Source organism: Enterobacter chuandaensis (assembly GCF_039718975.1).
GTDB lineage: Bacteria > Pseudomonadota > Gammaproteobacteria > Enterobacterales > Enterobacteriaceae > Enterobacter > Enterobacter chuandaensis.
In genome coordinates, this window is sequence record NZ_CP097173.1 from 3,460,746 (window position 1) to 3,472,376 (window position 11,631).

Annotated in this window: 9 protein-coding genes; all 9 read right to left on the bottom strand. The window is 62.7% G+C overall.

Going from position 1 to position 11,631, the window contains the following annotated elements; genetic code table 11:
* Nucleotides 1-22: 22 nt before the first annotated feature.
* The 9 genes from iolB to iolD all read right to left on the bottom strand — a co-directional run bounded on the left by iolB (nt 23) and on the right by iolD (nt 11,626).
* Nucleotides 23-847 carry a 5-deoxy-glucuronate isomerase gene (iolB, locus tag MX657_RS16695; RefSeq protein ID WP_119915369.1) on the bottom strand — a complete coding sequence of 275 codons (825 nt, stop codon included), beginning with the start codon at nt 845-847 and terminating at the stop codon, nt 23-25.
* 9 nt (nt 848-856) lie between these two features.
* The gene (gene iolE / locus MX657_RS16700; protein WP_346806195.1) at nt 857-1,747 is read right to left on the bottom strand and encodes a myo-inosose-2 dehydratase; all 891 of its coding nucleotides are present in this window, start codon (nt 1,745-1,747) and stop codon (nt 857-859) included.
* An 11-nt stretch (nt 1,748-1,758) separates the two neighbouring features.
* Nucleotides 1,759-3,663 carry a bifunctional 5-dehydro-2-deoxygluconokinase/5-dehydro-2-deoxyphosphogluconate aldolase gene (locus MX657_RS16705; RefSeq protein WP_346806196.1) on the bottom strand — a complete coding sequence of 635 codons (1,905 nt, stop codon included), beginning with the start codon at nt 3,661-3,663 and terminating at the stop codon, nt 1,759-1,761.
* Between the two features lie 12 nt (nt 3,664-3,675).
* Entirely contained in the window at nt 3,676-4,809 is a 1,134-nt protein-coding gene (locus MX657_RS16710; RefSeq protein ID WP_346806197.1) for a Gfo/Idh/MocA family protein, read from the bottom strand.
* Between the two features lie 8 nt (nt 4,810-4,817).
* Nucleotides 4,818-5,846 (bottom strand): ABC transporter permease, encoded by a 1,029-nt coding sequence (locus MX657_RS16715; protein WP_028014045.1) that lies wholly within the window; start codon nt 5,844-5,846, stop codon nt 4,818-4,820.
* 11 nt (nt 5,847-5,857) lie between these two features.
* On the bottom strand, nt 5,858-7,405 hold the full coding sequence (locus MX657_RS16720; protein ID WP_346806198.1) for a sugar ABC transporter ATP-binding protein: 1,548 nt from the start codon (nt 7,403-7,405) through the stop codon (nt 5,858-5,860).
* Between the two features lie 48 nt (nt 7,406-7,453).
* The gene (locus MX657_RS16725) at nt 7,454-8,383 is read right to left on the bottom strand and encodes a sugar ABC transporter substrate-binding protein (protein ID WP_008502118.1); all 930 of its coding nucleotides are present in this window, start codon (nt 8,381-8,383) and stop codon (nt 7,454-7,456) included.
* Between the two features lie 31 nt (nt 8,384-8,414).
* A complete protein-coding gene (gene iolG / locus MX657_RS16730) occupies nt 8,415-9,401 on the bottom strand; it encodes an inositol 2-dehydrogenase (RefSeq protein ID WP_047368086.1) in 987 nt (328 codons plus the stop codon).
* Between the two features lie 299 nt (nt 9,402-9,700).
* Entirely contained in the window at nt 9,701-11,626 is a 1,926-nt protein-coding gene (gene iolD / locus MX657_RS16735) for a 3D-(3,5/4)-trihydroxycyclohexane-1,2-dione acylhydrolase (decyclizing) (RefSeq protein ID WP_346806199.1), read from the bottom strand.
* Between the last annotated feature and the right edge of the window lie 5 nt (nt 11,627-11,631).

Genomic DNA, 11,631 nt, shown 5'->3' on the forward strand with positions numbered 1-11,631 from the left:
CGCCACCCGGCAAAAAACAGCCTCAGCGCCCGCCATACGCGGGATAATCGCGATTAATCCACGCGTGGTCATCTTCCCACGTAAACATCCACTTGCGCACCGGCCCGGCCATCACGTTAAGGTAATAGCTGTCATACCCGGCCATCGTCGCCACCGGGTGGTAGCCCTTCGGCACCATCACCACGTCACGGTTGTAGACCGCCATGCACTCATCCAGCGTTCGGTCGTCGGTGTAGACGCGCTGCATGCAGAACCCCTGCTCCGGGTTGAGGCGATGGTAGTAGGTCTCCTCAAGATACGTCTCGTGCGGTGGGTTATCCGTGTCGTGCTTGTGGCTCGGGTACGAGCTGGTGCAGCCCTCATTGGTCCACACCTCCACCACCAGCAGGCTGTCGGCGGGCTTGTCTTCCGGCAGAATGTTGTGCACGTAGCGCTGGTTGTGCCCCTTGCCGCGCGCTTCGCCGTCAATATCCTGCGGGGCAATCAGGCGCGTCGGGTACGTGCCTTTGCCCGGCGCGGCGCAGACCGCCAGCTCCAGTTTCGTCAGCGCCTTCACCTGCACCGTCTCCTGCGGGGTGACGTACACCGCCCACGGCTTAACGCGCTCGAACGGGCTCATCCGCTCGCCGATGTCGTTAAACTGCGCGGAAGGGGTGCGGATGGAGGCGCGCCCGGCGACCAGCACCAGGCAGCGCTCTTCGCTGACGGCGGGCAGCGTCAGCGTCTGCCCCTCCTGCAGCTCATACGCCTCAAACCCAACGTATCCCCACCCTGCGCGTTCCGGCGTGACGGACTGGGTGCGCCCCTCCGCGTTCGGCTGTTGCCAGCGTGATAACAGACGTGACATGTCACCTCCTCAAATAAGTCCGGCGTCGCGCGCCAGGCGGCTCAGGTTGTTATACCCCAGACGAGCGTAAGTCAGCGGATGGGCAACCGCCGGATCCTGCTCAGCCTCAACCACCAGCCAGCCGTGATAGTCCTGCGCCTTCAGCAGGCTCATGATTGGCGGGTAATCCACGCAGCCGTCGCCCGGCACGGTAAACACGCCGCTCAGTACCGCATCGAGGAAGCTGGTTTTGCGGTTTTTAACCTCCGCCAGCACGTCGGCACGTACGTCTTTGCAGTGGACGTGGTTGATGCGCGACGCCCAGCGCTGCGCCACCGCCAGCGGATCGGCCCCGGCAAAGGTCAGATGACCGGTGTCCAGCAGCAATCCGACCGCTTCGCCGGTATGGGTCATCAGATTGTCCACGTCGTCGGCGGACTCAATCACCGTCCCCATATGGTGGTGATAGGCAATCTGCACCCCCTGCTGCTGCGTATAGCAGGCAAACTCGGTAAGCTTCTCGCCGTACTCCTTCCAGCGCGCCTGCGGGAAGCGCGGGCGCAGATGCACCGGGGTCTGCTGCTCGCCGTGAATACAGCCGCTCACTTCCGCAAACACCAGCACCTTCGCCCCCAGCTCGCGCAGCAGCGTCAGGTGCGGCTGCACGGCGGCGATTTCCTCCTCCACGCTGCGCTCCAGCAGGCGGCCGGAGTACCAGCCGGAGACCAGCTGCAGGTCGTGGCGCTGCAAAATCGGGCCAAGCAGGCGCGCTTCGCGCGGGAATTTATTGCCCAGCTCGAAACCGGCAAAACCGGCCTCTTTCCCTTCACTCAGACAGGTCTCCAGCGACGTCTCCGCGCCGAGAGAAGGCAGATCGTCGTTCGTCCACGTCAGCGGGTTAATGCCCAGTTGTACACTCATTGTCATCTCCATTATGCGTGTCCGCGCTCGCGCCACCAGGCGATAAGCTGCAGGTAGTTGTCCCGAATGCGCGCCACCAGCTGCGCATCGTCAATATCGTGTTTCAGCCACGCGCGGGAAGCCTCGCCAAACAGCGTGCGGCCCACGGCAAAGCCTTTGACTACCGTCTGCCCCGCTGCGGCTCTGAAGTCGGCGCGCAGCTGTTCCGCCGGTGCGTCCAGGCCGAGGATTACCACCCCGCGGCAGTGCGGGTCCCGGCGTTCGATAATCTCGCTCAGCGCCGTCCAGCCGTCGGCCGTGAGCGGCGGCAGCTTCCACCAGTCCGGGTAAATGCCCAGGTTGTAGAAGCGGGAGATGGCGCGCAGGTAAAGCTCGTCGCTGCGCGGCATGCTGGCGGGCAGGATCACCTCCAGCAGCAGCTCGTGCCCGGACCGGCAACAGGCGTGGTATACCTCGGCGATTTTCTGCTCCTGCTCCAGGCGCAGACCGTGGGCGTCTTCTGGGTGGAAGAAGACCAGGCACTTCACCACGTGCTCCTGCGGCCAACTGATAAGCTGGGTGCCGATGTTGCCGTGCTCCATCTCCAGCGGCCGGGAGCCCGGCAGCTCGATGGGGCGACCAATCCACCACCCTTCCCCGGTGATCGCGTTCAGCGCGTCCTGACCAAAGGTGCCGTCGCACAGCAGACCGGCTTTGCCCTCCAGCCCGGCGCGGCTCGCCGCCTCGCGGCTGGCCTGCAGGATCAGCTGTTTCAGCGCCGGAATGCGCTTAAGCGACGCGCCGCACTGCATCGCCATATCCTCAAGCTGGCTGCGGTGATCGAAGGCCATCACGCACAGCTCCGGCCATTCGCGGCGGCGGGTGGTGACCCGGTGCAGATGGTTAAGACGCGGGTCAAGATCCGGGCGTGGCACAACCGCAGCGCGGGAGAGATAGTCATCCAGCTCGATTTTGCTCGGCATCGCCGGGGCGCAGCCGTGGCGCGAGACCACCAGCGCGCCGCAGGCGTTGGCGTAACGGCACGCCTGCTCCCAGCCCTCGTCGTTCAGGTAGCCGCGCAGCAGGCCGGACATAAACGCGTCCCCCGCGCCGAGGACGTTCAGCACCTCCACGCGCACGCCGGTGACCGTCAGGCCGTCGTCCAGCCGGGGCGGAATGGCGTCGGTATAGACTGAGCAGCCCAGCGCGCCGCGCTTGCAGACCAGCGCTGCGTCACTGACGGCGCGCACCTGCCCCAGCGCCTGCAGGGTATCCGTGCAGCCGCCCGCAATGTGAAATTCCTCTTCGGTACCGACAATGACGTCGAAGAGGTGCAGCACCTCCTGCAGCTCGCGGGTGACCTGGTCGGCGGCGATAAAGCGTGTTTCGCCGTCGCCTAAAGAGGTCAGCCCCCACAGCACCGGACGGTAGTCGATGTCCAGCACCGTGCGCACGCCGTGGCGGCGAGCATAGCCCAGCGCCGTCAGCACCGCCTCGCGGGTCTGCGGATGAGAAAGGTGGGTCCCGGTGATGGCAAGACAACGTGCGGAGGCAATGTAGCTTTCGTCCACATCGCTGGCGGTAATCGCCATATCCGCGCAGTTATCGCGATAAAAAATCAGGGGAAAGGTGTCCCGGTCTTTAATGCCGAGTAGCACCAGCGCCGTAAGGCGTTGTTTATCGGTAATCAGATGACTGGTATCACAGCCCACCTGGTTGAGCTCTTCGCGCAGGAAGCGGCCCATATGTTCATCGCCGACGCGCGCCAGCATCGACGAGCGCAGACCCTGACGCGCGGTGCCATACGCCACGTTGCCGGACGAGCCGCCGAGATATTTGGCGAAGCTCGACACATCCTCCAGGCGGGCACCAATCTGCTGACTGTAGAGGTCAACCGCCACGCGGCCCATGCATATCACATCAAACTGCTTTTCCACGTTGATACCTCATCAGACAATGTCGTTCACGTTCAGCCAGCGGCCCTGCAGGTGCGAGAGTGCAATCGCGTCCAGCACGCGCGACACCTTCCAGCCCTCTTCGAAGTCCGGCCACATCGGCGCGTCGGCGGCAATCCCGTCCACCAGGTCGCGCACCTCCACCGTTTTTTGATCGTTAAAGCCAATCCCGTGGCCTGCGCCCATACAAAACGCGGCGTAGTCCGGGTGCGCCGGGCCGACGAGCAGCGTGCGGAACCCCTGACGGTTCACCGGATCGTCATGCAGATAGAGCTTCAGCTCGGCCATGCGCTCCTGGGTGAAGCTGATGGCGCCTTTCGTCCCGGTGATGACGTACGACAGCCCCATCTTGCGGCCGCAGGCGACGCGGGAGGTTTCAATCACCCCCTGCGCCCCGCCCGCGAAGCGCACCATCGCGTGGGCCTGATCCTCGTTTTCCACCGCAATCATCTCTGACGATCCGGCCTTCGTCGGGCGCGCCGGGACCACGATCTTCAGGTCGCCGCAGACCTGCTCAATCTCCCCCACCAGGTACTGAGCCATGTTGACGATATGCGCCGCGAGGTCGCCCAGCGCCCCCAGCCCGGCGGTCTCTTTAAAGCAGTGCCAGTGAATGGGCGACAGCGGGTCGGCCATATAGTCTTCGTTGTGGGTGCCGTAGAAGTGGATCACCTCGCCAATCTCGCCGCGCGCGATAATCTCCTTCGCCAGCTGCGCCGTCGGGTTCTTCATGTAGTTGAACCCCACCAGCGTTTTCACCCCGGCCCGCTTCGCGGCGTCGACCATCTCGCGCGCGTCGTGGGCGTTCAGCGCCAGCGGCTTCTCCGAGTAGACGTGCTTGCCGTGGCGGATCGCCTCCAGCGCCATCTCCTTATGCAGATGGTTAGGTGAGCAAATATCCACCACGTCAATGGCCGGGTCGGCCACCAGCGCCCGCCAGTCCCCGGTGGAGCGGTTGAAGCCAAACGCCCGCGCGCGCTCTGCCGCCAGCTCCGGCGTGACTTCCGCCACCATCTCGCGCACCAGTCTGCCGCGCAGGTTGAACACCGTCGGGGCCTGGGCATAGGCGATAGCGTGCGCCTTGCCGATATAACCGGTGCCAATTAATCCAATACGAACCTCTTTCATCGTGATCCTCACAGTGCGCCGCGACGGCTCTTGGCATAGGTATCGAATGCCACCGCCAGAACGATAATTAATCCGGTGATAATTTGCTGGTAGTAGGCCGAGACGTTCATCAGCACCAGGCCGTTAATCAGAATGCCCATGATGATGGAGCCGATAATGGTGCCGCCGATGCGCCCGTAGCCGCCCATCAGCGAGGTGCCGCCAATCACCACCGAGGCGATAACGCGCAGCTCAAAGGAGATCCCGGCCACCGCCTCGGCGCTACCCAGACGCGCGCTCAGGATGAAGCCCGCCAGCCCGGCCAGACAGCCAATAAGCACATAGACGCTGACCAGCACGCGCTTGACGTTGACCCCCGCCAGGCGCGCCGCCTCCGGGTTACCGCCGATGGCGTAGACGAAGCGGCCCCAGCGGGTTTTATGCAGTGCCAGATAACCGCCGACGGCGACGATGGCAAAGATCCAGATCGGAATGGAGATGCCGAGCAGCTCGCCGCGCCCCCACCAGCGGTAGCCGGGATCGAAACCGGCGATCGGCGCGCCGTCGTTGATCACCAGCGTCAGGCCGCGCCAGATGGTCATCCCGCCGAGGGTGACGATAAACGGCGGCAGGCGCAGGCGGGTGACGCCCAGACCGTGCAGAAAGCCAATCGCCGTGCCCATCGCCAGACAAATCCCCAGCCCGATCAGCCAGCTCATGCCGCCCCAGGCGTTCGGGTCGACGGTGGTGAAGTTATCCCCCTTAATGACGTACGCCGCGGTCATGGCGCACACCGCCAGAATGGAGCCCACTGAGAGGTCGATCCCGGCGGTCAGAATGACGAAGGTCATCCCCACGGCCATGATCCCGTAGATGGAGACTTCGGTCAGGATGTTGAAAATGTTGCGTTCAGAGAAAAAGTTACTGTTCTGCGACTGGAAGAAGATCAGCAGCAGGATCATGAAAATCAGCACCCCGAAGCGCTCAAAGAAGGCGATGGGATCGATGCGTCCGGCGCGTTTGACCGGGGCCTGCGTTTTAGAAATCATCTGCGTCATGAGAAACTCCGTTATGCCGCGTTCAGGGCGTTGTGGTTGATGGCCATCATCGTCATCAGCCGTTCTTCGTTAGCGTCGTCACCGTGGATCTCGCCGGTCACCCGGCCTTCGCTGAGGGTGATGATTCGGTCAGACACCGCCATCACTTCAGGCAGATCGGAGGAGATCACGATCACCGCCACGCCCTTTTTCGCCATGTCAAACAGCACCTGGTGCACTTCCGATTTGGTCCCCACGTCGATGCCGCGCGTCGGCTCATCGACGATCAGCACCCGCGGGTTGAGCGCCATGCAGCGCGCGAGGATCACCTTCTGCTGGTTGCCGCCGGAGAGCTTGCGCACCTCCTGCGCGCTGTTGACCATTTTGATCTGCAGCGCCTGGCGGTAGGACTCAATCAGATCATCCTCTTTACGGGTGTTCACAAACCAGCGCCACTGCAGCAGCGAGGAGAGGCAGGAGAGCGACAGGTTGTCGCGAATAGACAGCCCGAGCACCGCCCCCTCTTTTTTGCGGTCTTCCGGCACCAGCGCCACGCCCTGGTCGAGAGCATACAGCGGGTCGCGCGGCTGGTACGGCACGCCGTCCAGCTCAAAGCTCCCGCAGGTAAAGGCATCCGCGCCAAACAGGCAGCGGGCCACCTCGGTGCGTCCCGCCCCCACCAGCCCGGCAATACCCAGAACTTCCCCGGCGTGGACGTGGAAGCTGATGTCGTGCAGGGCGATGCCGTGCGGATCCAGCGGCGGCTTTTCGCGGCTCAGCCCCTTCACCGCCAGACGGACGGGTTTGTCTTGATGATGTGTTTCGCTGGCGGGGCGGCGGTTAAAGGCCACGTCGCGTCCGACCATCAGGCGGATCAGCTGTTCTACGTTGGTCTCCGCCACCGCGCCGGTGCCGGTAAAGCGGCCGTCCTGAAATACGGTGAAGCGATCGCAGAGCTGGAAAACCTCGTGCAGACGGTGGGTAACGTAAATAATGCTCACGCCGCGGTTTTTAAGCTCCCGCACCACGCGGTGCAGGCTTTCCACCTCGCTGTCGCTCAGCGCGGCGGAGGGTTCGTCCATGATGATCAGGCGGGCGTTGAGGGTCAGCGCCCGGGCGATCTCCACCATCTGCTGCTGGGCGACGCTCAGACGGGCGACCGGCGTGGTCGGCGCAACGTTCAGCTGCAGGTAATCGAGAATCACCTGCGCCTCCTGGTTTACCGCTTTTTCGTCGACGATCAGGTTCCGCTTGCGCGGCTCGCGCCCGAGAAACATGTTTTCCGCGACGGTCATGTTGGGCAGCAGGTTGAACTCCTGGTAGATGGTGATAATGCCCTTGTTCTGCCGTTCCACCGGGGAGTCGTCCACCGGCAGCGTTTCGCCGTTGAACCAGATATCCCCGCGCGTTTGCGGCTGCGCGCCCGCGAGCGCCTTCAGCAGCGTGGATTTTCCCGCTCCGTTTTCCCCCAGCAGGGCGTGGATCTCCCCCGCGCCGACGGTCAGCTGGGCGCTGCTCAGCGCCCAGACGCCGGAAAAGCTTTTTGCCAGGTCGGTCACTTTCAGTAAGGGTTGCGACATCGGTCTGCTCCTCCTCATGCTGAGCCGCCGGAGGCGGCTCGGGACATATCAGTTACCGGCCTCACCGATACGCTCAGCCTGCTGCAGGTTCTCTTTGGTGATAAGCGTTGGCGGGTAGTCGGCCCCGGTGATGGCTTTCTTCTCGCGCACGTTGGCCACCAGCTGGCTCATCGCCGTCTGCACCGCAAAGCCCGGACGCTGATCCGCCGTTACCGCCAGCCAGCCGTCGCGCACGCGGGCCAGCGCTTCCGGCACCGCATCAAAGCCGGTCACGAGGATTTCACCCGGCTTCACGCCCTGGCTCTGCAGGGCTTCAATCGCGCCCAGCGCCATATCGTCGTTGGCGGAGAGGATCACCTGCGGGCGTTTCGGTAGCGAAGGCAGAACGCTTTCGACGATGCGCATCCCTTCAGAACGCATCCAGTTGCCCGTCTGATCGGCGACGATCTTGTACTTATCCCCGCCCGCCTTCAGGCTGTCGCGGATCCCTTTGGTGCGTTCAATATTGGAGGAGGAGCCCGGCTGGCCGGTGAGCAGGATGATCTCTGCCCCGTCGGGGAATTTGGTTTTGACGAAGTCGCCAATCGCCTGGCCGCCTTTGTAGTTGTTGGCGCCAAAGTGGGGCACTTTCTTCTGGCTGTCGACGGAGCGGTCTAGGGTGACCACCGGCAGCTTCGCATCCTGAATTTCATCCACCGCGCTGGAGACCGCGTTCACGTCGTTCGGGGAGACGATAAAGCCCTGCGCCCCGCGGGTGATGGCGTTTTCCAGGTCAGCCACCTGCTTCGGTGAACTGCCCTGCCCGTCCAGTACCTGAAGCTTCACGCCCATCTCTTTCGCGGCTTTCACCGCCGTACGCTGCATGTGAACCTCAAACGGCATGGCCAGGTTTGGCGTACTGAAAACAATCTGCTCGTTTTCGGCGAGGGCGGCCCCGGACGTCATGGCGATGAGGGCGGCTACGATCAGTTTTTTCATTATTATGTCTCTCTGTGTAGGGTTGTTGTGTTTAGAGGACGATCTCGCGCTGGCTACGCAGCGACTCCAGCGCTTTATCCGCGAGGTACAGCGCACGTTCACCATCATCGCCGCTGCAGTCAGGCACCGCTTCGCCGCGCAGGACCGCAACAAAGTGTTCCCATTCCGCGGCGTAAGCGGATTTGTAGCGCTGCAGGAAGAAATGTTCCGGCAGCGCGCTGGTGCAGCCCTGTTTGCCGTAGTGCTGCACCTGGTTTTCCAGAATATTGCCGGCGCACAGCAGCCCTTCGGAGCCGTGCAGCTCCAGGCGCTGGTCGTAGCCGTAAGAGGAGCGGCGGCTGTTGACGATGGTCGCCATCGCGCCGGAGGCATATTTCAGAACGATAAACGCGGTATCGATATCCCCCGCCTCGCCAATCGCCGGATCCACCAGGTTACTGCCCTGGGCATACACCGACACCGGCTCTTCGCCCATGATGAAACGGGCCATGTCGAAGTCGTGAATGGTCATATCGCGGAACATGCCGCCGGAAACGCGCACGTACTCCGCAGGCGGTGGAGACGGATCGCGGGAGATGATCAGCAGCGATTCCGGCTTGCCGATGCGCCCGGCCTGGGCATCGGTTTTCACGCGGCGGAACTGCGGGTCAAAGCGGCGGTTAAAGCCGATGAACAGCGGCACGTCGTACTCTTTAACCACCTTCAGGCAGTCGCGCACGCGGGCAAGGTCGAGATGTACCGGCTTTTCGCAGAAGATAGCCTTGCCGTGGCGGGCGGCCATTTCAATCAGATCCGCGTGAGTGTCGGTGGCGGAGGCGATCAGCACGGCGTGAACGTTAGGATCGGTCATCGCCTCATCCACGCTCTGCTGGCGGGCCTGATACTGCGCGGCGAGACGGGTGGCAAATTCCTGATTCGGGTCAACCACGGACCAGAGGGTGGTCGCGCCGTGGCTGGCGATGTTAGCTGCATGTACCTGGCCAATTCGGCCAGCGCCCAGTAAAGCAATGTTAAACATAACGGCTCCCGGTGTTGGTGAATGCTGTGAACTAACGACCCTATAAATAAAACATTTATTTCATTTTTATAAATAGTGAAAATTATGTTTTTGAGTGCGGGTTAACACTTTTGAGATGTATGAGATAATTTTTGTTATCAATCTCACAACATGGGAGGGGGGGCATCTTCCACTCACTCCGGCCCTCTCCCCAAAGGGGCGAGGGAGAAAAGAGCGCACCAATCTATCCCCTCTCCCCTTTGGGGAGAGGGTTAGGGTGAGGGGAAAATGAAATGAAAATTTCGTTACGGCAGAAAAACTCAATACTGACGGGCTTTTTTCACCTGCGCCTGCGTTTGCTCCGCGGCCTCACGCACGGCAGACGACTCTGCCACCTGCGCGTCACCGGTTCGCCACCACGAGGCGTAGTCATGGGTCATGGTCTTCGGCAATACCTTGATGTCCAGCAGCGTCGGGCCCGGATGGGCGCGTGACGCCTCAAGTGCCGCAAGCAGGCTCTGCTCGTCGTTCACGCGCCACGCGCGGCAACCGTAGCTTTCCGCGTTTTGCGCAAAATCGACCTTCACCAGCGGCCCGTCAAGCCGCCCGGTTTCCGGGTTGCGATGGCGATTTTCCGTGCCAAAGCTGCCCATTCCGTGCCCCATCTGCAGGTTGTTGATGCAGCCGAAGCTGGCGTTATCAAACAGCAGAACGGTGACCTTAATGCCCTCCTGCACGGCGGTTTGCAGTTCGGAGTGCAGCATCATGTAGGAACCATCCCCCACCATGGCGTATACCGGCAGCACGGGTCTGGCGAGCTTCGCGCCAAGCGCCGCCGCAATCTCGTAGCCCATGCAGGAGTAGCCGTACTCCAGGTGATAGCTGTCCGGCGTTTTGACCTGCCAGAGGCGCTGTAAATCCCCCGGCAGCGAACCGGCCGCGCCCACCACGATGGCGTTATCTTCAATATGCTGATTAATCAGCCCCAGCACCCGCGTCTGGGTCAGCCGGGTGTTGAGCGACTCGCCGTATTCCGCCAGCTGCGCGTCCAGGTGCCCCGCCACTTCGGGCGCATCGTCAGGATGCCACTGGCGATCCCACAGGCGGCGGCACTCGTCGCGCCACGCGGATTTCGCCCCGGCGATCGCCTCTCCCCAGCCGCTGCGGTAATCGCCGAGCGCGTGGGTTAAGGCCTGGAGGCCGGTTTGGGCATCGGCAATCAGCGCGGTGGCGTCCAGCTTCAGGGCATCAAACTCGGCCACGTTCAGCAGCAGGAATTCGACGTCCGGGTGGGAAAAGAGCGCCTTGGAGCCGGTGGTAAAATCGGTCAGCCGCGTGCCGATGCCGATCACTAAATCCGCCTGTGGCGCAAGCTGGTTGGCGGCCATTCCGCCCGTCACCCCCACGCCGCCCAGATTAAGTGGGTGGTCACTTACCAGCGCCCCCTTTCCGGCCTGGGTTTCGGCAAACGGCAGTTGCAGCGTCTCGACAAATTCGCGAAACGCCTCATGCGCGCCGGAGTAGCGCACGCCGCCGCCGCACACCACCAGCGGACGACGCTTGCGGGCAATCAGCGCCCGCGCCTGCGCCAGACGCTGCGGGTCAGGTGGACGACGTTCGATGTGGTGCACACGACGCGCAAAGAAGCTCAGCGGGTAGTCCCACGCCTCTCCCTGCACGTCCTGCGGCAGGCAGATGGTCACCGCGCCGGTATCTGCGGGGTCAGTAAGCGTTCGCATTGCGCTTAACATGGCGCTCATCAGCTGCTCGGGGCGGTTAATGCGGTCCCAGTAGCGGGAGACCGGACGGAAGCAGTCGTTGGTGCTGATGCTGAGATCGTGATACTGCTCGATCTGCTGCAGCACCGGGTCCGGCTGGCGGCTGGCATAGATATCGCCCGGCAACAGTAAAAGCGGGATGCGGTTCGCCGTGGCGGTGGCCGCGGCGGTCACCATATTGGCAGCCCCCGGCCCGACGGAGGAGGTGACGGCAAAAATGCGCTGACGGCGATGCTGTTTAGCGAATCCCGTCGCCATATGGGCGATACCCTGCTCGTTGCACCCCTGCATGATTTTCAGATGACCGGGATCCTGCTCCAGCGCCTGGCCGATACCCAGCACGTTGCCGTGCCCAAATATCGTCGCCACGCCCTCCACGAAGGGCGTTTCGTTGCCGTCAATGCAGACGTACTGTTGATTCAGGAACCGGACCAGCGCCTGAGCCATGGTCATACGTTCGGTTTGCATAACGC

What these genes read in the sequence shown, in the direction of transcription:
- MX657_RS16720 (WP_346806198.1), bottom strand. Translation starts at nt 7,405, where the DNA reads ATGTCGCAACCCTTACTGAAAGTGACCGACCTGGCAAAAAGCTTTTCC.
- MX657_RS16725 (WP_008502118.1), bottom strand. Translation starts at nt 8,383, where the DNA reads ATGAAAAAACTGATCGTAGCCGCCCTCATCGCCATGACGTCCGGGGCC.
- iolE (WP_346806195.1), bottom strand. Translation starts at nt 1,747, where the DNA reads ATGAGTGTACAACTGGGCATTAACCCGCTGACGTGGACGAACGACGAT.
- iolD (WP_346806199.1), bottom strand. Translation starts at nt 11,626, where the DNA reads ATGCAAACCGAACGTATGACCATGGCTCAGGCGCTGGTCCGGTTCCTG.
- MX657_RS16710 (WP_346806197.1), bottom strand. Translation starts at nt 4,809, where the DNA reads ATGAAAGAGGTTCGTATTGGATTAATTGGCACCGGTTATATCGGCAAG.
- MX657_RS16715 (WP_028014045.1), bottom strand. Translation starts at nt 5,846, where the DNA reads ATGACGCAGATGATTTCTAAAACGCAGGCCCCGGTCAAACGCGCCGGA.
- iolB (WP_119915369.1), bottom strand. Translation starts at nt 847, where the DNA reads ATGTCACGTCTGTTATCACGCTGGCAACAGCCGAACGCGGAGGGGCGC.
- iolG (WP_047368086.1), bottom strand. Translation starts at nt 9,401, where the DNA reads ATGTTTAACATTGCTTTACTGGGCGCTGGCCGAATTGGCCAGGTACAT.